Source organism: Streptomyces sp. NBC_00569 (assembly GCF_036345255.1).
Taxonomy (GTDB): domain Bacteria; phylum Actinomycetota; class Actinomycetes; order Streptomycetales; family Streptomycetaceae; genus Streptomyces.
In genome coordinates this window covers 4912138-4932087 of sequence record NZ_CP107783.1, presented here as the reverse complement: position 1 = coordinate 4932087, position 19950 = coordinate 4912138, and the positions used below count along the sequence as shown (strand labels likewise).

Genomic DNA, 19950 nt, shown 5'->3' with positions numbered 1-19950 from the left:
ATGACCGATTCTCCTCACCGGCGGGTCGGCCCGGCCGGTCCCCTCGCCCGGACGGGCGCCCGCGTGAAGCGTCTCCCTCTGTGGTCGCTGATCGCGGCAGGGGTCCTCTTGGGCGGTGCCGCGGGCGGCGCGTACGGCGTCGTGAAGACGCCGCTGTACTCCGCCACGAGCTACGTGATCGCGGTGCCGGACGAGAAGTCCGACCCGTCCGCCGCGCTCGGCTTCGCCCAGGCCTACGGCCGTGTCGCCACCCAGATCGCCGTGCTCGGCGACGCCCAGGCGCGGGCGAAGGTTCCCGTGCGGAAGCTCCAGAGCAGCGTGCAGGCGGTGACGTCGCCGGACGCGCCGATGGTCGCGGTGTCGGCGACGTCCGCGAAGCCGCGCGAGGCCGCAGACATGGCCAACGCGGTGGCGCGGGCGCTGACCGATACCGCCAACCGCACGCAGGCCAGCACCAAGGTGAAACTCCTCCAGTTCTCGCCCGCGATGAAGCCCACCTCGCCGTCCTCGGCGTCCCCCGAGGTGACCGGTCTCGTGGGCGCCAGCGCGGGCGGCCTCCTCGGCGGGCTCGTGATGCTGGTCCGGCCCCGGCGCGAGCGGACGGAGTCGAACGCGACCGTCCCCGGGCCCGCCGCGGCCGCGGATCTGCAGGGGAGTGTCTGATGCGGTCCTGGGGCGGGGACCTCTCGGTCGAGGTGTGCACCGACAGCGTCCGGTTCGGCGAGCTGGGCGAGGAGTGGGAGGCGCTGTACCGCCGTTCACGCACCGCCACCCCATTCCAGAGCCATGCCTGGCTGCACTCCTGGTGGCTCTCGTACGGGTCCGGGCGCGGCCTGTGCGTGGTCCTGGTCCGTGACGGCGGGCGGCTCGTCGCCGTGGCGCCGCTGATGCGGCGGTGGCGGCCCGTGCCGGTCCTGGTGCCGCTCGGCGGGAGCATCTCCGACTTCTGCGACGTCCTCGTCGACGACGGCGGTGGTGAGGGAGAGGGTGCCGGGGCCCGCGTGCTGGGCGACGCGCTGTGGCGGCTCGCCCGCACCCATGTGATCGACTTCCGTGAGGCCCGCCCGGGAAGCACCGTCGAGCGCCTCTACGAGAGGTGGCCGGGGCCGAGGCGCCGCCTCGACGACTCCCTCTGCCTGGAGCTGCCGCCCGTCCCGATGGACGACATCGTGGGCCGGCTGTCGGCCTCCCGCGGGCAGCGCGCCCGCGCCAAGATCCGCAAGCTGGACGCCCTCGGGATCGAACGCCGTGTCGTCCCGCAGGACGAGGTCGTCGGCTCGGTACGGCGCCTGGTCGAACTGCACCGACTTCAGTGGCAGGGCCGCAAGGTGACGACGGAACACATCAGGCCACGCTTCTCCGAGCACCTCACCCGCTCGGTCTCCCGCATGGCGAGGTCGGGCGACGCGATCGTGACCGAGTTCCGCATCGACGGGTCGGTCCTCGCCGCCGACCTGACCTTCGTGTCGCCGCGCCTGGTCGGCGGCTATCTGTACGGCGCCCATCCGGGCCTGCGCGAACGCAAGGCCGACATCACCACGATGCTGCTGCGCTCGTGCAGCGAGCACGTCCAGGAGCGCGCGTCCGACTCCCTGAGCCTGCTGCGCGGCGCCGAGCCGTACAAGTACCACTGGCGTCCCCACAGCCTCGTCAACCAGCGTTTCGTGCTGGCCCGACCCGTCACGTCGGCGGGGCTCGCCCTCGCCGTCGGCGACGTGACGGCACGCCGCCTCGGCAAGAGAGCGCTGCACGCGTGGCAGGCCCGGGGTGACGGCACGTCCTGACGACCCCGCCGCCACCGGCCGGGACACCGGCGCGCGTCAGGAGCGCCGCGACCACCAGTCGAACCGCAGGCACAGCTTCCCGCCGAGCCAGTACTCCACCCAGTCGTCGAGTTCGAGCGGCGCGCAGCTGGGCGGCGTCACCGGCGGCGTGACGGGCGGGGTCACCGGCGGCGTCTCGGGTGTCGTGGGCTGCGTGGGCTTCGGCAGCGACGGCTCCAGGCGGCCGGAGAGCATCGAGCGGTACACCTGGGCCGCCTGGGGGTTCTCTGCGCACTGCCAGACACCGTGCGGGCAGTAGTCCGTGATCGTGTTGTAGAGGGGCTTGTGCCGGTCGATCCACCCGATCATGCGTCGCATGTACTCCGGGTTGTCCCCGTTACGGAACAGGCCCCACTCCGGGAACGAGATGAGCTTGTTGTGCGCCTTGGCGAAGTCGACGTGCTCCTGAAGTCCGTACGGCTCCGAGACCTGCTCGGAGAACGACGTGCCCTCGGGCTGGTCGTACGCGTCCATGCCGATCACGTCGACGACGTCGTCGCCCGGGTAGCACTTGGTCCAGGGCACGGCGTCGAGTCCCCGGCTGGGCGTGAAGTCGAAGCGGAACTTCTGCCCCGGCACCGACCGCATCGTCGTGACGATCCGCTTCCAGTACGCCTTCCAGGCCTCCGGGTCGGGCCCGCACCGGTGCGTGTACGTCGTCCCGTTCATCTCCCAGCCGAGCACGAGCACCGTGTCCGGGACCTTCAGGTCGACGAGGCGCTGGGCGAGGCGGCGGAAGTGCTCGTCGAAGTCGCCGGCCGCGCCCTGCCGCAGGAGGGCGCGGACCTGGGTGTCACCGATGTGCTCCTCGTTGCGCTCCAACATCGGGACGTTGAGCACGAAGAGCCGGTCGTCCCGCTCGCGCCGCCACCTCGCCCAGTCCTCCAGGAAACCGGGGGCGGCCTCGATGTTGCTCCACCGGTCGCCCGGCAGGTAGGTGTGCCCGACGCGCAGTTCGGAGCCGCCGAGCCACTTGCTGAGCCGTCCCATGCGCTGCACGCCGCTCGGCCCGTAGTCGAGGTAGGCACCGAACGCGGGGAACGTCGAGGTGCCCGCCTGAGCGTCCGTGACGCCGCCTGTCGGGGTGGGCGCCGGAGTGGGCGCCTTGGTGGGGGCGGGCGTGGCGACCGGGGACGGTGCGGCCGACGGCTGTGCCACCCCGGGGACGGGGGAGGCGGATTCAGCCGGTGGCGTGTCGCCGGGCGTGGCGGCCCCGGCCGTTCCGGCGGCGACCGAACCGGACGCGATCACCGCTGACGCGAAGACCCCGGCCGTCATCAAGGGGATGCGCCGGCTCATGAGCCTTCGGCGTTGTGGGGACATGCCTACTCCTCGTGCCGCACTTCCTTCATTGCTGACACTCAGTCACACGAATGGGTAATGCGCCAACCGGGGACCGGTCCGCACGCCTCTTTCGTCGCCCGTTCGGGCTATCACCAGGATTCTCCCCGCGTGCTCGACGACAGCGTTCCCGCCGTGCTGCCGCGGATCGACCCCGGCCCCTGCCACCACGCAACGCTCGGCGCCGTGCGGTCCCCAGGCGGCCGCACGGGAGTGGACGTCCGTCTCGCGGGGAAGCCCCCTACGGCGCTCCGGATGTATGGGCGCGGAGCATCCGGCGCCGGGCCAGGGCGTCTCTCCGGAGGAGATCGGCGCCGCGCCGTGCCGGGTCCCGGCGAGCGTCGCGGGACCCGCCTTCCTCATTCCCGTGGACGCCACGGGAACCATTGCGGTGAGTCGGCCCGCGGGAGGAACTCCTCACCCGTCGCGGACCCTCACGCGACGCCCCGCGCCGGGTCGGGCTTCGAGTGGCGGGGGCCGGGTCACTTCCTCGCGGACCTGACGACGGCGGCGGACTCCGCGGACGGCCTCACTCCATCGGGCAGCAGGTCGGCGCACGACCGTCGGTGACGGCAAGCCGACCGCTGGACGTCGGACAGGTGACCGGGTCCGCCGCGGGCGCGTTCGCGCCTGTGGCGTCCTTTGGAGTGACGGTGCGGGCGAACGGGTGAATCGGTTCCGCAGCGGGGGCCGCCCGGTGGTGGACTGGCCCGGTTACGAGAGGGGTCCGGCTGCCTCCCCCACCAGCCGTCGGCGATTACGCCGCGGGGTGGCAGCACGTGGTTGAACGGCCCTCTCCGCCGGCCGGGAAGAGCACGAACATCGGTTCTTCCCGGCCTGACGTACGGCGATCACGTCACCGGGCGGCGGCACGTCCCCGCCGGTAGAGGATCCCGCCACCGATCAGCAGCCCCGCACTCGCCGCCGCGGCGGCCAGCAGATCCTGGTCCGCTCCGGTCTGCGCCAACTCCGTTCGCCCGCCCGTGACATGGGTGTGCTGCGCGGGGACCTTCACATGCGGAGGAGTCAGTCTCTGCACCGCCGGCGGCTGGACCGTGGCCGGGGGCTCGACGGTACGGACGGTGGGCGGAGGCACCTCGGAGATCTCCTCGGGGGTCGCCACTCCGGAGGAACAGTGGCTGCCCATGGCCGGGTTGACCGCACCGACCACGTTCCCGGAGTTCCCGCACACGTTGACGGGAGCGTCCACCGGAGCCTGCACGGAGTTGCCCGACAGGATGCCCGGTGAATGCTGTGCGCCACCCCTGGCGTGGGCACCGCCCCCGTACATGTCGTCACCACCGCCGTGTCCGTGGTCCCCGGTCCCGTGGGCCGCACCGCCGGCGGCCCGGTCGGAGCCGCCGTGAGTGGACGAAGGGCGAGCATGCGAACCCCCTTCGTTCGCACAGGAGTTGCCGAACGTCGGATTGAGTGCGGCGACGACGTCGACCGTGTTGCCGCACGCGTTCACCGGGACGTCCAGGGGGGCCTGGACCGTGTTGCCCGACAGAATGCCGGGGGAGCCCGCCGCCTGCCCGTCTGCGCCCGACGCGGCGAACGCACTGGAGCCCGGCAGGGACAGAATGCTCGTCGCGGCCGCAGCCGCGACCATTCCCAAGTTCAGGGCCTGTCGCATCTAGTTGTTCTTCCTGCTCGCAGATGAAAGCCGGCCCTGGAGTGCTGGACGCGCCCAAGGCCGGCGAAGCCACGGCCCGACGGCCGCGGCGCTGAATCGGTGATCAGTCGTCGTTGGCGCAGCCGTCGCCGAGCGCCGGGTTCAGGGCACCGATCACGTCGACGGTGTTTCCGCAGAGGTTGACCGGGACGTTGACAGGGACCTGCACCACGTTGCCGGAGATGACACCCGGCGAAGTGAGGGCGGCACCCTCGGCACCGGTATCGGCGAACGCCGGAGCGGCCATGCCCAGGGCCAGCACAGCGCCGGCGAGGATCGTCGCGCTCTTCTTGAGATTCACTCTCTTACCCTTCTCGCGTCGTTCTGACTGAGGTCGTTACCTCGGTGTGAGAACGAGCCGTGAGGCGGAAGGGAATTGAGCCGTCCGCGTTAAAGAAGGGCCCTCAAGGCAAAGAAAACCGGGCCGCCGCGCCGGAGAAGGCGGGCGGCCCGGTTCCCGGGGCCGGTGGATCAGCCGTTGTCGCGGCCGTTCGCGGACAGGACCGGGACGCCGTCCACGATGTGCGAGAGCGGCTCGTCACCCTTGGCCTGCGTGGAGTTCTCCGCGCACTGCTGGTTCTGCGGGGCCGACAGGACCGGGACGTCCTGGACAGCGACCGGCACCAGCAGGCCGAACAGCGGGCCCACGTTGCCCTTGACCGGCAGACCGATGCAGGGCTTGTTCAGCGAGCCCTGGACCGCGCCGAGCTGCGGGCTCTGGTAACCGGCGGTCGTGGAGTTGCCGTATGCCTGCTTGGCGCCGACGCCGCTCGTGGACGTCGTGCTGCCGTCGTCACCGAGAGCCAGCGCCTGGGGGGCGGCCGCGGCCGAGACGCCGACGACCGAAACGGCGACCGCAGCCGCTGCCATTGCCTTCTTGAGCATTTCCAGTTCCTTTTCGCACAGACGCCAGTTAACGCTGCCCGGACAACAGGGCCTCGGCCGAAATGGTTGCGGCACTTCACTCGGTCGGGCTGCACGTGCAGAGAGCGATCGGCCGATAGTCATTTATTCGGCAATGACCGGGCGAACCCGTCAGAGTGAACCGGGACAACCATGTGCGTAAATCGGAGTTGGGCAGGGGGCTCCCGGGTCGGGGGCAACGAGAAGGGAATTCATCGTGATGAAGAAGGTCATGGCGGCTGCCGCAGTCGCCGCCTCGGTCGCCGGTATCTCGGCGATCGCAGCCCCCCAGGCCATGGCGATCGACAACGACGGTGGCACCACGTCCACGAGCGGCGTCGGCGCCATGCAGGCGTACGGCAACTCCGCCACGTACGGCAGCATGAGCCCGCAGATGGCGCTCATCCAGGGCTCGCTGAACAAGCCCTGCATCGGCCTGCCGGCCAAGGCCAACGTCGGTTCGCTGATCGGCGCCGTGCCGATCTCCGTGCAGGACATCCCGGTCCTGTCGGCCCCGCAGAACCAGCAGTGCGTCGAGAACTCCACGCAGGCCAAGGGTGACGAGCCGCTCTCGCACATTCTGGAAGACATCCCGGTCCTGTCGGCCAACGGCACGTCCAACGACTGAGCCGCGGCGTCATTCCGTTGGGCCGTCCGCCTCTCCGGCGGCCCAACGGCCTCGGCCGTCGCCGGGCCAGATGTCCCGGGCGACGATCTCGTCCCACTCCTGGTCGGGCAGCCCGGGAAGCGTTCTCCCCTGCTGTCTCCAGTTGTCGAGCAGCGCCCCGTAAAGGGGCTCGTCGATTAGGTATTCGGGCGACTCCCGGCTCTGCGGAATAAAGCCCCTGGACGGTCGGCGGTTCTTGTTCTCCGGCACAGCACTTCGCCTTCCTCGTGGCGATCTCTGGCTTCTGTTCCATCTTCTCCGGAAATCGAAACAGTTCCCTTTAGGGCGAAAGAGTTACTTCCCGGCGGCGCGCGGGGCGGTCACCGTGCGAGCTAATCGGCTGGCATACGGTGCCGTCAGATCTGTCCCCCTGCTGTGGAGCGAATCCGGTGACGCAACGCCCTTCACGGACCGGCCGTCGGAGAAATGTCCGCCTGAGTGCGGCAGCCCTGGGCGCGGTTATCGCGACGGCGGTTTCCGTTGTGGGTAATTCCGTATCCGCGCTGCCCTACAGGATTCAGCGGGTCGATGCGTTCAGCGGCGCCGCGAACCGCCCTGCCGCGGGCCCCGGCACAAATATTCTGCTCATGGGGACGGATGGCCGGGACGCCATCTCGAACCGGGAGAAGAAGAAGTTCCACGCCGGTGGCGTCGCCTGCGACTGCACCGATTCGCTGATGCTGATCCATGTCTCGCAGAGGCGTGACGAGGTCAGCGTGGTCAGCCTCCCCAGGGACTCGCTGGCGCGGATCCCCGCGCACCGTGACCCGGGCACGGGGGAGCAGTTCCCCGCCCACCCCGCGAAGATCAACGCGGCCTTCGCGGAAGGCGGTCCCGCACTCTCGGTCCGCACGGTGGAGGCCATGACGAACGTCAGGGTCGACCACTATCTGCAGATCGACTTCAGACGGTTCATGGACAGCGTGAACGCGGTCGAGGGGGTGGACGTCTGCACTTCCAGGCGGCTGTCCGACTCGGCCACCAAGCTCGACCTCCGTCCCGGCCGGCACCGCCTCGGGGGCGGTCAGGCCTTGCAGTACGTCCGCTCGCGTCATGTGGACGCAAGCGCCGACCTGGGACGGATCCAGCGCCAGCACCGTTTCCTGATCAGCGTCATGCACAGACTCGACACCGGCGGGATCCTCGCCGATCCGGGCAGGGCGATCGATCTGGCGCGAACGGTGCTCGGTGCCACGAAGGTCGACCAGGGGTTCACGCCGAAGGAGCTCGTCTCCCTCAGTACCGCTCTGAGCCGACTGTCCCCTTCACGGGCCGAGTTCACCTCCGTGCCCATCGCCGGTTTCAATCCGGTCGTCGAAGGCCTCGGAGAGACGCTGAAGTGGGACAAAGCGGCGGCGAAGAAGATGTTCGCCACGCTCAACAAGGACCGGACCCTCACCCCGCGCAATTCGACCGTGAAGCCCTCCGACCCCCCGCGCATCGGGGTCGAGACGGTGGTGCGCGGTAACACGCTGGCCTGTTCCTGACCGCAAGTGCGCTGGGCCAATCGGGTTGCACCGCGAAACCGCATCAGCCCGGCTCAGTTGATGACCATGCGGCTCCGTGACCGGAGCCCGCCAATTGAAGGGATTCACCATGAAGAAGCTGTGGGCAACCGCGGCCATCGCTGCCTCCGTCGCTGGTATGTCGGCAGTCGCCGCCCCCCAGGCCCTCGCTCTCGGGGACGACACGGGCACCACGTCGAACAGTGGCAACAACGCCGAGCAGGCGTTCGGCAACTCCGCCACGTACGGCAGCATGAGCCCGCAGCTCGGGCTCGTCCAGGGCTCGCTGAACAAGCCCTGCGTCGGCCTGCCGGCCAAGGCCAACGTCGGTTCGCTGGTCGGCCTCGTGCCGATCGCCGTCCAGGACATCCCGGTTCTGTCGGCCCCGCAGAACCAGCAGTGTGTCGAGAACTCCACGCAGGCCAAGGGTGACGAGCCGCTCTCGCACATCCTGAACGACATCCCGGTTCTCGCCGCCAACGGCAACAGCAACAACTAGTAGCCGCGAGAGCGGGGGCAACCGGTGTCCGGTTGCCCCCGCTTTTTCGTGCCTGCCGTGCGCCGTCCGACTGCTGCCGGAAGCCGTCCGGTGTCCCTAGCCGACCGAGGGGAGGAGTCCCGTCACCGGGGCCACCAGGTCGGTGGCCTGATGCAGTTCGTTCAGCCGGTTCAGGCCGCCGAGCTGCTCGTTCACCGAAGGGATCTCGGCCTTGTGCTCGGCCGGAACGGCGCTGGTGGCGATGTCGTCGAGGCTGATCGGCTTCATGCCGCCGAGAGGACCGACGGGAGCGGCCTCGGCCGCGGGCATGGCGAGAGCGGAGGCGCCGGCGGCCAGAGCGACCGCGGCGAGAACACGTCGTGTGGAGATCATGCCTTCAGCAACGGCCGACGGGCGCCGGGGGAAACGGGCGTGACCGCCCACCCACCCGAGAGGCGTACCGAAGTCGTACGGAATCGCCCGTCCTGGGACGGGACATGAGGGAGGCGGGACTGGTGCGAGTCGCTCTGTCGGTTCGGTGCAGGCCTGCGCGGCCGAAGGCGCGGCGCCGGTGGGCAGGGAGGGAGCCAGGCAGCGGATGCGGCCGGCACGGTCGGGCGGACCTGGAAGGTGTGACCGCCGACCCGCCGCTTCAGCTCATGCGGCGTCCCTCGGTGACGACGCGGCCGTGGTCGAACACGGGTATGTCGTAGGCGAGTTGATAGGCCTCCAGACCTCCGGTCTGCGGCGCATCGCTTCTCCCTCTTCCGTCCGTCTTGCTGCCGGTTTCGCGTCGTGCTTCTCGGACTTCAGGGGAGGGGCGGGTGCCGGTCGTACTCGGTCGCAGCTGAGTATCAGCGCCCTGGCCGGTCATGGAGCGAGCAGGAACCCTGTGCCCATGAACACGAACGAGCGACTGCCGAAGCGAACCGTCCACCTGCTGGCGACCATCGCGCTGGCCGGGGTGGCACTGACGGCTTGGGCCGGCTGGCTGGGCTGGGACCAGCGGCGTGACGTGCACCCCGACGGCTCGACGACCGGCCCGTACGAGGCGTGGCAGGTGATCGGACTCGTACTGACCCTGCTGCCACCGGTGTACTGGGCGGCATCCCGGCGCTACGCCGCAGCCGCGGTGCTCGGCCCGACGGCCGGTCTCACGGTGGCCGCCTATGTGGACTGGTCGGACGACGCGAGCGGCCTCTTCGCGGTCGGCGTGGGCCTCGTCATGGTGGGGAGCCTGGCTGTGACCTCGGCGCTCTACGCGGTGATCACCGCGCTGACGGGACATGGCCCGGAATCGCGGTGAGCAGCTTCCGCATCCGTCCCTCCCCGCGCCCTGGCCGACGGCATGCACGCAGCGACGGTCCGAGCCACCAAAGCCACCCCCGTACGCTGCCCGGACGGCACCGCTTCAGCTGCCAACGGGGAGGCCCCAAGTGAGTGACCATGCGAACCAGTCGGCCCAGCAGCCCAAGAACCCATTCCTGTACGTCGTCGTCTGCGCGTCCGGCATAGCGGGCGAGGTCGGCAAGCTGATCACGGCGGCCCAGGAGGCGAACTGGGACGTGGGCGTCGTCGCCACCCCGCAGGGCCTCGGCTTCCTGGACGCCGAGGCGGTGGAGGCGCAGACCGGCCATCCCATCCGTTCGGCCTGGCGCGCACCCGGTGACCCGCGCCCGCTGCCGCCCGCCGACGCGATCGCGGTCGCACCGGCCACCTTCAACACGATCAACAAGTGGGCGGCCGGCATCTCCGACACCCTGGCGCTGGGCATCCTGTGCGAGGCATACGGTCTCGGCATCCCCACCGCCGTCCTGCCGTACCTCAATGCCGCCCAGGCCGCCCACCCCGCGTACCGCCAGAGCCTGGACCGTTTGCGCGACATGGGCATCCTGATCGGCACGCACGAACCTCACCGGCCGAAAGCCGGCGGAGCGGCCGCCCTCTTCCGCTGGGAGGAGGCCCTGGAACTGCTCACCCCCAGGCGACCCGCCTGGCAGTGACCGGCGCAGCCGCGCGACGGAGAGGCCGGGACCACGAACGTCACCCGGAGGCGCCGAGCTCGGCCCGTAGACGAGTACACACCTCTTCGACGGCTGCCTCGCTCGGTATCCGATCGGCCTCGAACATGGCCAACTGCAGTACCGGGCCATAGGCGTTGTGCCTGGTCATGTCGGATCGGCACGCGGGCTGCACCACGAAGTGAAGGTGGCCGGGAACGGCGTCGGCGTGTGACCACAGGCAGACATAGACCTGTTCAGGGTTCATGACGGCGGTCACCGCTGCGCTCGTTCGCTGGAGCAGGGGGCCCAGCTCCGCGGACTCACTGCCGGTCAGTTCGGACACATGCAGGACGTGCCTGACCGGCATGACTGCCAGTGTGCCCATGCCCAGAGGGCCCTTCGAATGCTGCACGACCCACTTCGCCGTCCTGAGCAGCGTCCCACCCGGAAGCGGTTCGTCCCCGTGGATGAACCTGCATGCCATGCACGCGCTACCCGCCATCTGCCGGCCTCCCCGGTTGCCGTGTCTCCCCTTGCGTTCCCCGGTCCATCGACCACGTGAGTTCGGGGTGTCCGTACGCCGGATCATCTCCATGACGAGACCCGCATGCTCCTTGCGGGCCCAGAGCCGTACGGGTCCCGCAGACGACTCACACTCGATCACCAGCACGCCGATCGGGAGCCACCTCGCGGAAGGTCGCCTCGCGTGCGCGGGCAGAGCGCAGATCTGCGGGGAGGCTGCGCAGCCGCGTCCACGACCAGCGAGGTATCCATCGGAACTCGCCTCCACTCGGCACTCGGCCGAGGCTGTACCGGCGCCCCTCGTCCGGCAGGTTGGCCCCGACCCGGAACAGGACCGCTTTCCCCGCCTCGGCCCGAGCAGCAGTCCGCCGCGCTCGCCGTGCCGCGAGCAGCGCCCCGATCGCCATGCCCCGGAAGTTGTAGACCGCCGTTCTCATGCGCGAAGTAAAACAGGCGGCCAACTGACCGCCCAGGGGTTGGGCGCGCCTCCGCCCTGGTGTTTCAGCTGTCGGGGTGGCGGCGGGATTGCCCGGCTGCACTGTTCGGCCGCATGGCGAAGGTTGGGCGATTCACCAGGGGCTGCCGGTTTGGTTGCCTGCTCAAGATGACGTGGAGCGGATAGGGAGTAGCGTTTATTACTGAGACCGCAACCCGGGACGCGCCACATCGGCGAAGTCTTCTCGCGGTGGGCAGCGTGACTGCTTCTGCGGGGTTCGCGTGTGGAGCCGCACTCGGCCGGAACGGCCGGTGGATGGCCACGGCGCGTCTCTCAATTTCCAAAGCGGTGACATTTCGACCGCGCGCCCTGTCCTTCTTGCGTGCGCGGCCATCGGTCTTGCGCTCGGGTGCGCGAGATGATGGAAGGGAGAAAGGACTCATGCGAGCACTTCGCGTGAAGCGCATCTTCGCGGTGACTGCTACTGGCGTCCTGATGGCCGGTGGCGCCGCGATCGGCTCGGCCGGGACAGCCTCGGCCTCGGGCTCCTCGAACCACTACAACTCCGGCTACTGGGATTGCTACAACCGTGGCTGGAACTGGCACTGGAACTGGAAGGACCGGGTCTGCTGGTACGGCGGTCACAGGTACAGGCACTACGACTACGGCCGCGGGTACTACAACTACAACGACTACGGTCGTCGCGGCTACTACAACTTCAACTTCAACGACCACGGTCGCAACTTCAACGACCGCGGCCGCAACTTCAACGACCGCGGCCGCAACTTCAACGACTACGGTCGCAACTTCAACAACTACGGTCGCGGTGACTACGGCGGCGGCTACGGCGGTGGCGGCTACGGCGGTGACCGCGGTGGCGGTGGCTACGGCGGCGGCGACTACGGCGGCGGTGGCGGTGGCTACGGCGGCGGCGGTGGTGGCGGCTACGGCGGCGGTGGCGACGGCGGCGGTGGCGGTGGCTACGGCGGCGGCGGTGGTGGCGGCTACGGCGGTGGCGGTGGCGACGGCGGCGGCGGTGGCGGCGGCTACGGCGGTGGCGGCGGAGGTTGACCGTCTGCGAGCTGCGAGCTGCGAGCTGAGAGCGCGGTGTGCGGGCCCGGCCGGCGCCGGGAGCGCACACCGCGTTGCGCCCAGCCGGCCGCGACTTCACGACCCGCAGTGGCGAGCCGCTCGACGCGGCGAACCTCCGGCGTGACGTCAAAGCCATCGTGAAGAAGGCCGGACCTGCGGCCATGGACGAGATCTTTGCCCAGCGACGCGAGCCGACCGCTCACGAGACCTGAGAGCCGACCGCTCACGAGGCCTGATCAGAATCCTTTGGGCCGTCTTCGGCCCCAAGCACGACAGAGGCCCAATCGCGATCAACCGATTGGGCCTCTGAACTGTGTCGGGGTGGCGGGATTTGAACCCACGACCTCTTCGTCCCGAATAAGGTCCGGGCAAGATCCGTACCTGGTCTCACTCGGGTTTGTGCAGGTCAGGCAGTTGGTATGACTTGGTCTCACCCAGTGAATGGGGGGCGCTGGGAGAAGATCTTCTCCCAGGTTTCTCCCAGCGCCCTCGATGCGCCCGCTCCGAGGTTGTGCCACGGGGCCCATGACACCGCATGCGGCGAGCATTTATCCGTGAACCCTGGCCGGGCCGGGGGCCCGGACACGGTGAAGGGGCTGTGCCGCCCGCGGCGGGCGCACAGCCCCTTCAGTGATTGGCCCGGCTACAGGTACTGAGGTCATCAGGCAGGGGACCTGTGTTGCTCGTGTGACGTATGCGCACACAATCCCGCTGTACCTACTGAGCAGTCGTATGGGACAGCCTCGTTGCCGTGGAGTCCATGGCGGCCCTGGAAGGGATACAAGAGTGGCACCTCAGGCAGCACGTCACCGGCGTTCGACAAAGCGCCGCCTCATCGGCGCAGGCGCCGTGGCGACCGTGGCCGGAATCGCGCTCACCGCGACGCTCGGAGTGAACGCCGACGCCGCGTGGACGTCCACGTGGAATGTCACCGCGTCCGGCTGGTCCGGCCAGGACGACCCCCAGGTCTCCATCGACCGCTCCGGCGATGCGCTGCTCGCCTGGGCGGCCATGGACAATGCGAACAGCTCCTACTTCCGCGTACAGACCCGTGTGAAGTACGCAAACGGCACCCTGGGTGCGACCCGCACCCTGTCCCCGGACGGCCGCGCCATCAGCTGGGTGCAGGCCGACTCCGATGACACCGGCGACTCGTCGGTGGTGTGGCAGCAGGACAGCACCGTCGTCGGCCGCCGGGTCGCGTCCTCCGGCAGCCTCGTCGGCTCGCTGCAGATGCTCTCCACCCCCGGGTCGCCCGCAACCACACCCTCGGTCGCCGTGACGCCCGGCGGCAGCTCGATGGTGGCGTGGACGGAGATCCGCGACGGCAGTTGGTACGCGGTGGCCCGTCGACTGAAGCTCGACGGCACGCTTGGAGCGGTGCACACACTCGGCTCGGGCTCGGCGGAGCCGCCAGCCATCGGCGTGGACCGCACTGGTCAGTTCGTCGTCGCCTGGGTGCGCGGCTCCGAGGTGGTGGCCAAGCGGATGACCGCGACCTCGATCTCCGCGGCGAAGGTGCTCACCACGCCGATCGCGGCGTACGGCGGCTTCGGCATGGTTCGGGTCGGCGTGGACCGGGACGGCGACGCGGTGATCAGCTACCGTTCCGGCGGCGGCGACCGCTCGCAGGTCTGGGCCTCGCGCTGGAGCCACACCGGCACGCTGTCGAACCCGCTGCGTATCTCGACATCCACGGAGAACGTGGACGTCCACCACACCCTCGGGACGGACCTGGACGGCGACTCGATGATCGTGTGGGTACGCAACAACGCTGGCAAGCGCGAGCAGTACGGCCGCAAACTCTCCGCTGGCGGCACCCTCGGCGCCATCACGTCGCTGGGCGCGGGCGACCGCCCCGACCTCGCCCTGGACGACGACGGCGACGGCATGCTGGTGTCGCAGACCACCACGGCCATCTCCACGCCGCCGTACAGCGTCACGAAGGCCACCGCCCGGCTGATCAGCCGCTCCGGCACCTTCGGCAGCGCGAAGACGCTCACGACGGACGGCCGCGTGCCACAGGTCGCAGCGCGTCCGACGGCCGTGTTCACGACCACGTGGCAGCAAGAGTCGTACCCGTACACGATCAAGGCGATGACTGGTCCTTGATCTGTCTTGGTCGACGCTGCCGACGGCGGAGTCCGAACCATCCACGTGATCGACGGAGTAAATGGGCGAGTCCAGCCCGGGAGCGATCTTGAAAACCGTCGTGGCGCGAGTCACCGTGGGTTCAAATCCCACACCCACCGCGCATGTTGAAGGCCCCTGACCAGGTACGTCGGTCGGGGGCCTTCGGCACGCGCACGGCCCGTTGGTGACCGTGATTCCCCGTGAGTTCCCGGTCCGGTCGGCGACAACCCCGAGACGGACATGGGCGGGGCAAGAGCGGCTGGCCTGCGGACGCTCTGGGTGGCCAACGGCCATGAATGGGTCGATGGCCTCCCCGAGCCCGACGTCATGACGACGGGCATCGTGGAGGCCATCGAAGTGCTGCGTGGGACAACGGTCTAGGGGCTCTCGTTCGTCACTGGGCAGACCAGAGGATGCTTGCGACGTGGAGTCCGGCCAGGTAGGTGGTGGCTGTCTTCTAGCCAGGGCGGCGGGCTCACCGCACGTCCACGCAGTCACCGGTGGCGGTGACCGGCGGCGTGGTGGAGGTGCCCTCGAACTTGTAGCGGTAGCAGCGGTCGGTGGTGGCGGTGCGAGTCTGCTTCTCGACGCCCGCCAGGCTGCCGGTGCCGGTGATGTGGCTGCTGGTGGTGGCGTACGAGCCGGTCAGCGAACGCTCCTGGAGGCGGACGGTCTGCTGGGTGTAGCCCGCGTACTTGTGGGTGTCCCAGTTGGCGCGTTCCAGCTTGCCGGTGATCGTGATCGTCTTGCCCTTGGCGACGGGCTCGGGGGCCGCGTTGTTGCTCAGCCGGGACCAGCGCTTGAGGTACCAGGTCATGGCGTTGTCGGTGTTCACGTCGCCCGTGTCGGTGACCGCCCAGAGGGAGATCTTCCAGGCTCCGGCATCCTCGTTCGTCAGGTAGGTCTGGGGGTCGATCTTGTAGGTGGCCGTGCAGCTGTACGTGGCGTCGCCGGACTGAACGCAGGGGTCGGTGTCCGCGTTGAACTGCTCGGAGTTCAACCACTGCTTCATTCCGCTGTCGGTGTCGGTGCCGCGCCAGAGCGACGCGTTGCTGCCGTAGAGCTTCGAGCCGCCGTTAAGCGTCCACTTCACGGTGATCGTCTGCGTGTTCGTCGTCCCGACCTGGGCGCTGTTGCCGCCGTTGACGGTGACGCCGGAGACGACGGTGGAGTCGGCAGTGCTCGCGGCCAGGGACCTGGGCTTGGGCGCGGCGGCCTTCGCCGCCGACGCGTCGGCGGCCGCGGCCTTGCTCTGCTCCTGCGCCTCAGCCGCGCCGGTCCCGCCGGCCATCGCGGACGGTGTGACGAGCAGGCCGACGGCGAGCCCGGAGGCGGCCAGTGCGCTGGCGCCCAGGGTCACCTTCTTGCCGGACGTCAACTTTTTGCGGGAGTGCTGGGACATGAGGAGGCTCCGTTATCGACTATCGATGGGCAGATGCAGGTCGCAGACGGGCGGACCCTAATCACGCACGGCCACAGCGGCCGCAAAGTCTTGATCGGCGATGAAGCGAAAGGGTTGTACGCGAGCGACAGGTGAGGTGTGTGAGGTGCATCACCGGAGCGACTGCCGTCCCCTGCCCAAGAGGTGGCCGACTACCGGCAAGGTCCTCTCCGGCCGACTCAAGCGCCTGCAGCCCACCCTCGCCGCCCGCGGCCTGAACGTCGACTGGGGACGCACCCGCGAGGCCCGCTACATCGAACTGACCGAGCTCGCGCCGGCACCCGGGCCGCAGCAGGAAGCTGCGTTCTGACCACGAGGTCACCGCACAACAGCAAGACGAGCACCCGGCGCCGCACGCGGGTAGGTGCTCCTCTTGCTGTTCGGTGCGCAGCACCGCCCCAAGGACGTGCCGCGCAGCGGACTCCTTCTTCACGTCCTGAGCCGCGCACAACAACAGACACCACCCCCTCTTTTTCCTGGGTAGGAAGACGCTGCGTCACCTGCGTCACGCCCCAGTGACACAGGTGACGCGGCAGTGACGCACCCCCACCTCGACTCCGTCACGCATTCCCGCAGGTCAGTGGCGTGAATGACGCACGTGACGCGGTGACGCAGAAATCCGAACCTCGGACACACACGGGTGCCCGACCCGAGGCAAGTACGGCACCGTCGCAGACAAGGACGGGAACACGATCCGATTCCGTACCAAGCGAGAGGCCAAGCGCGCTGCGGACGCGGAAGAGGGCAAGGCTCGTTCGGGTAGTTGGAAGGCCCCATCGGCCGGTCAAGTCACCTTCGGCGCCTACGCCTCACGCTGGTACGCGGAGCAGGACTTGGCCGCGTCCACGATGCAGAACTATCGGCGCCACCTCGAGGAGCACCTGCTCCCCGAATTCGAGGACCGAACGATCGCGTCGATTCAGCGCGCTGACGTCGAGGCCTGGGACAAGAAGGAACGGACTCTGTACGCAGCGTCCAGCGTGAAGACGTGGCGCGGCACCCTCCATCTCCTCTTTGAAGACGCGGTGGACGAAGGGCTCCGGGACGACAACCCGGCAACGAAGCGCCGCGGACGAGGCAAGCGCGCCGGCCGCTCACGAGACCGGGGCCCAGAGAAGGTGATCACCGACCCGTTGGGCGTACTTCTCTCGGCTGAGCGCGCCTCTCTCCTCTCCGGCCGTGACGATGAATTCGTCGCTGTTGTCACCAAGGGCTACACAGGCATGCGATGGGGCCAACTGGTGGGTCTGGAGACCGAGTTCCTTCGGCCGGCAGCCCTGCGCGTGGAGTGGCAGCTCTACGAACTCGACTCGGGCTTCTTCGAGCGCTGCCCGCCCAAGGACGACAGCTACCGCACCGTTGATGCCCCGCCCTGGCTCACGCGTCTGTGGTCGGGACACATTGCCCGTACTCAACCGACGTCCTGCCCGTGCCACGGCAAGACGTACGTCTTTCGGGAGCAGGGCGTCTCTCGCACCGGGGAGACCGGGGCGAAGCTGGTGGACGTAGCGCGGCGCGCCGGCGTCTCCACCGGCACCGTGTCCAACGTCCTCAACAGGCCTGACGCGGTGGCGGAAGCGACAAGGGGCCGGGTCCGGGAGGCGATTGAAGTCCTCGGCTTCAGCCGCGGGGGCGGTGCCGTGGACCAGGCCGCGCACTGGCGTAGGAACGGGCTTGCCACCTGGCTCTTCACGCCCGCTGCTTCGGGCTGGTACCCGAAGAAGGCACCGCAGGAGGCCCGGCCCGTTCCGGTGTTGGCCGATCCGTGGCCGGGTGTGCCGGCGCGGGGGAGAGGAGCGACCGGGCGGGCGGATGCGTGCTGGGTGCCGGTTGCGAAGGGGCTGACGCCTCACGGGTTGCGGCACACGCATAAGACGCGCACGGAGGGATTCCGCACGCCGACGAAGCTCATGGATGAGCGCCTCGGCCACATGGACGGCTCGGTGCAGGCGCGGTACACGCACATCACCCGCGAGATGCGGCACGACTTGCTCGCCAACCTCACGGCGGAGTGGGAAGCCTCGCTCGATGCTCGGCTGGCGATGTCCGACACGTCTCCGGTGGGGGTGCTTGACGCGCTCTTGCGGGAGCGGTCGAGGGCGCGTCCTCAAGGGTCCGTCCAGGAGAGAAATTCCAAGATCTTCTCCCCGGCATGCCCGCATAAGCAGAAAGACCCCCTGCACTCAAGCGAGTGCAGGGGGTCTGACCTGGTGTTTCAGCTGTCGGGGTGGCGGGATTTGAACCCACGACCTCTTCGTCCCGAACGAAGCGCGCTGCCAAGCTGCGCTACACCCCGATGTCGTTGCTCCACTTTCCTGCCGTTTCGCAGGTCGTGGCGACATCGATTACTTTAGCGGACCGGCGGCCGTAGACGAAATCCGGTTTTCTCAGGGCCTGGGGGTCAAGGTCAGGAGGGTGACCTCCGGGGGGCAGGCGAAGCGGACCGGGGTGTACCGGTTGGCGCCGCAGCCGGCCGATACGTGCAGGTAGGAGCGGTGGCCTTCGGCCTCGTGGGTCGACAGGCCCTTCACGCGGTCCGTGTCCAGGTCGCAGTTGGTGACCAGCGCCCCGTAGAAGGGGATGCAGAGCTGGCCGCCGTGGGTGTGCCCCGCAAGTACCAGCGGGTAGCCGTCCGCGGTGAACGCGTCCAGGGACCGCAGGTACGGCGCGTGCACGATGCCCATCGAGAAGTCGGCGCCCGAGTCCGGGCCGCCCGCCACCTGCGCGTACCGGTCGCGCTTGATGTGCGGGTCGTCCAGGCCCGTGAAGCCGATCTCCATGCCCTCGATCTTGAGGGCGCCCCGCGTATTGGTGAGGTTCAGCCAGCCCGCCGCGCCGAAGCCGTCGCGCAGGTCTTCCCACGGGTTGTGGACGACGCCGACCGCGGGGGCGTTGCCGTTGAGGCCGTGGGCGCCGCGAGCCTTCTCGAAGAGGTAGCGGGTCGGGTTGAGGAGCCTGGGGCCGTAGTAGTCGTTCGAGCCGAAGACGTACGCCCCCGGGAACTCCATCAGCGGGCCCAGCGCGTCCAGGACCTCGGGCACGCCCTCCGGGTCGGACAGGTTGTCGCCCGTGTTGATCACGAAGTCGGGGCGCAGGCCGGCCAGGGAGCGCAGCCAGCGCTGCTTTTTGCGCTGGCCGCCGACCATGTGGATGTCGGACACCTGGAGGACGCGCAGCGGGCGCATCCCCGGGGGAAGCACCGGGACCGTGACCCGTCGGAGGCGGAACGAACGGGCTTCGAACCCCGCCGCGTAGATCAGTCCGGCGGCGCCCGCCGCCGTGATGCCTGCTGTCACTTTCAGGGGAATCCCGTATCGCGCGCGCATACACCCATCGTGTCAGACCCGGCAGGTCCCGGAAATCAAGGGGCGTAGGGCATCGCGTACCTGCGACAATCGCTGCATGACCACGCTCAAGTCGAAGCTGCAGGAAGACCTCACCGCCGCGATCCGGGGGCGTGACGAGCTGCGCTCCTCGACGCTCCGGCTCACCCTCTCCGCCATCACGAAGGAGGAGGTCGCGGGCAAGACGGCGCGCGAGCTCTCCGACGACGAGGTGCAGAAGGTGATCACCCGCGAGGCGAAGAAGCGCCGCGAGGCCGCCGAGGCGTTCGCGCAGGGCGGCCGCACCGAGCAGGCCGAGCGGGAGAAGGCGGAGGGTGTGGTGCTCGCCGAGTACCTGCCCAAGCAGCTCTCCGACGACGAGCTGCACCAGATCGTCGCCCAGGCGGTCGAGGAGGCGAAGGCGGCCGGCGCCGAGGGGCCGCGCGCCATGGGTCAGGTCATGAAGATCGTGAACCCGAAGGTCGCGGGCCTGGCGGAGGGTGGCCGCGTGGCCGCCGTCGTGAAGCAGCTGCTCGCCGGCTGAGCGGGAGGGTGAGCCGGGGCTGAGCCGCGCGTTTCGCCGCCGTCGCCGCCCTCACCCGCACAGC

The 19950-nt window shown here is 69.2% G+C and carries 20 protein-coding genes, 1 tRNA gene and 3 pseudogenes; 14 read left to right on the top strand and 10 right to left on the bottom strand.

Annotation, left to right across the window (positions count from 1 at the left end; all coding sequences use genetic code 11):
• Together OHO83_RS22180 and OHO83_RS22175 are read left to right on the top strand one after the other, a co-directional pair.
• Window positions 1-663, top strand: a complete 663-nt coding sequence (locus OHO83_RS22180) for a lipopolysaccharide biosynthesis protein (protein ID WP_266672730.1) — start codon at window positions 1-3, stop codon at window positions 661-663.
• Window positions 663-1784: a GNAT family N-acetyltransferase gene (locus tag OHO83_RS22175; RefSeq protein ID WP_266672732.1), complete on the top strand. Its 1122-nt coding sequence runs from the start codon at window positions 663-665 to the stop codon at window positions 1782-1784. Before OHO83_RS22180 ends, OHO83_RS22175 begins: the two co-directional genes overlap by 1 nt.
• Before the next feature lie 36 nt (window positions 1785-1820).
• On the opposite strand, the gene OHO83_RS22170 is transcribed toward OHO83_RS22175, so the two are convergent.
• The 4 genes from OHO83_RS22170 to OHO83_RS22155 form a co-directional block, all read right to left on the bottom strand.
• Window positions 1821-3146, bottom strand: a complete 1326-nt coding sequence (locus OHO83_RS22170; RefSeq protein ID WP_266672733.1) for a glycoside hydrolase family 26 protein — start codon at window positions 3144-3146, stop codon at window positions 1821-1823.
• 874 nt (window positions 3147-4020) lie between these two features.
• Complete coding sequence (locus OHO83_RS22165; RefSeq protein ID WP_266672735.1) at window positions 4021-4800, bottom strand: chaplin; 780 nt, start codon at window positions 4798-4800, stop codon at window positions 4021-4023.
• A gap of 103 nt (window positions 4801-4903) precedes the next feature.
• Entirely contained in the window at window positions 4904-5086 is a 183-nt protein-coding gene (locus OHO83_RS22160) for a chaplin (RefSeq protein WP_266676520.1), read from the bottom strand.
• A 224-nt stretch (window positions 5087-5310) separates the two neighbouring features.
• Window positions 5311-5724, bottom strand: coding sequence for a rodlin (locus tag OHO83_RS22155; RefSeq protein ID WP_266672737.1), 414 nt, complete (start codon window positions 5722-5724; stop codon window positions 5311-5313).
• Window positions 5725-5959: 235 nt separating this feature from the next.
• Here OHO83_RS22155 and OHO83_RS22150 point away from each other — a divergent pair, with 235 nt between their 5' ends.
• Entirely contained in the window at window positions 5960-6370 is a 411-nt protein-coding gene (locus tag OHO83_RS22150) for a rodlin (RefSeq protein ID WP_266672739.1), read from the top strand.
• 9 nt (window positions 6371-6379) lie between these two features.
• Here OHO83_RS22150 and OHO83_RS22145 read toward each other — a convergent pair whose 3' ends face one another.
• Complete coding sequence (locus OHO83_RS22145; RefSeq protein WP_266672741.1) at window positions 6380-6619, bottom strand: hypothetical protein; 240 nt, start codon at window positions 6617-6619, stop codon at window positions 6380-6382.
• Window positions 6620-6996: 377 nt separating this feature from the next.
• Here OHO83_RS22145 and OHO83_RS22140 point away from each other — a divergent pair, with 377 nt between their 5' ends.
• Window positions 6997-7896 (top strand): LCP family protein, encoded by a 900-nt coding sequence (locus tag OHO83_RS22140; RefSeq protein WP_266672743.1) that lies wholly within the window; start codon window positions 6997-6999, stop codon window positions 7894-7896.
• Between the two features lie 109 nt (window positions 7897-8005).
• The gene (locus OHO83_RS22135) at window positions 8006-8413 is read left to right on the top strand and encodes a rodlin (protein WP_266672745.1); all 408 of its coding nucleotides are present in this window, start codon (window positions 8006-8008) and stop codon (window positions 8411-8413) included.
• A gap of 96 nt (window positions 8414-8509) precedes the next feature.
• Here OHO83_RS22135 and OHO83_RS22130 read toward each other — a convergent pair whose 3' ends face one another.
• Complete coding sequence (locus OHO83_RS22130) at window positions 8510-8785, bottom strand: hypothetical protein (protein ID WP_266672747.1); 276 nt, start codon at window positions 8783-8785, stop codon at window positions 8510-8512.
• Window positions 8786-9290: 505 nt separating this feature from the next.
• On the opposite strand from OHO83_RS22130, the gene OHO83_RS22125 reads away from it, so the two are divergent.
• Both OHO83_RS22125 and OHO83_RS22120 read left to right on the top strand, forming a co-directional pair.
• A complete protein-coding gene (locus OHO83_RS22125; protein WP_266672749.1) occupies window positions 9291-9698 on the top strand; it encodes a hypothetical protein in 408 nt (135 codons plus the stop codon).
• 130 nt (window positions 9699-9828) lie between these two features.
• Window positions 9829-10395, top strand: a complete 567-nt coding sequence (locus tag OHO83_RS22120) for a flavoprotein (protein ID WP_266672751.1) — start codon at window positions 9829-9831, stop codon at window positions 10393-10395.
• A gap of 40 nt (window positions 10396-10435) precedes the next feature.
• Here OHO83_RS22120 and OHO83_RS22115 read toward each other — a convergent pair whose 3' ends face one another.
• A complete protein-coding gene (locus OHO83_RS22115) occupies window positions 10436-10762 on the bottom strand; it encodes a hypothetical protein (RefSeq protein WP_266672753.1) in 327 nt (108 codons plus the stop codon).
• A gap of 1032 nt (window positions 10763-11794) precedes the next feature.
• On the opposite strand from OHO83_RS22115, the gene OHO83_RS22110 reads away from it, so the two are divergent.
• The 4 genes and pseudogenes from OHO83_RS22110 to OHO83_RS22095 all read left to right on the top strand — a co-directional run.
• Window positions 11795-12424, top strand: coding sequence for a hypothetical protein (locus OHO83_RS22110; RefSeq protein ID WP_266672754.1), 630 nt, complete (start codon window positions 11795-11797; stop codon window positions 12422-12424).
• Window positions 12425-12498: 74 nt separating this feature from the next.
• Complete coding sequence (locus OHO83_RS22105; protein WP_266672756.1) at window positions 12499-12657, top strand: hypothetical protein; 159 nt, start codon at window positions 12499-12501, stop codon at window positions 12655-12657.
• Between the two features lie 646 nt (window positions 12658-13303).
• Entirely contained in the window at window positions 13304-14557 is a 1254-nt protein-coding gene (locus OHO83_RS22100) for a hypothetical protein (RefSeq protein WP_266672758.1), read from the top strand.
• A 249-nt stretch (window positions 14558-14806) separates the two neighbouring features.
• Window positions 14807-14959 (top strand): annotated as a pseudogene (locus OHO83_RS22095) (HAD family hydrolase); the annotation flags it as partial.
• A 94-nt stretch (window positions 14960-15053) separates the two neighbouring features.
• On the opposite strand, the gene OHO83_RS22090 reads toward OHO83_RS22095, so the two are convergent.
• Complete coding sequence (locus OHO83_RS22090) at window positions 15054-15980, bottom strand: calcium-binding protein (protein WP_266672760.1); 927 nt, start codon at window positions 15978-15980, stop codon at window positions 15054-15056.
• A 160-nt stretch (window positions 15981-16140) separates the two neighbouring features.
• Here OHO83_RS22090 and OHO83_RS22085 point away from each other — a divergent pair.
• Together OHO83_RS22085 and OHO83_RS47030 are read left to right on the top strand one after the other, a co-directional pair.
• Window positions 16141-16329, top strand: a pseudogene (locus OHO83_RS22085) (ATP-binding protein); the annotation flags it as partial.
• A gap of 307 nt (window positions 16330-16636) precedes the next feature.
• Window positions 16637-17632 (top strand): annotated as a pseudogene (locus OHO83_RS47030) (LacI family DNA-binding transcriptional regulator); the annotation flags it as partial.
• 609 nt (window positions 17633-18241) lie between these two features.
• On the opposite strand, the gene OHO83_RS22080 reads toward OHO83_RS47030, so the two are convergent.
• Together OHO83_RS22080 and OHO83_RS22075 are read right to left on the bottom strand one after the other, a co-directional pair.
• A tRNA-Pro gene (locus tag OHO83_RS22080) sits at window positions 18242-18315 on the bottom strand.
• A 91-nt stretch (window positions 18316-18406) separates the two neighbouring features.
• A complete protein-coding gene (locus OHO83_RS22075; RefSeq protein ID WP_266672762.1) occupies window positions 18407-19345 on the bottom strand; it encodes a metallophosphoesterase in 939 nt (312 codons plus the stop codon).
• 76 nt (window positions 19346-19421) lie between these two features.
• Here OHO83_RS22075 and OHO83_RS22070 point away from each other — a divergent pair, with 76 nt between their 5' ends.
• Complete coding sequence (locus tag OHO83_RS22070; RefSeq protein ID WP_116511657.1) at window positions 19422-19886, top strand: GatB/YqeY domain-containing protein; 465 nt, start codon at window positions 19422-19424, stop codon at window positions 19884-19886.
• Window positions 19887-19950 lie beyond the last annotated feature (64 nt).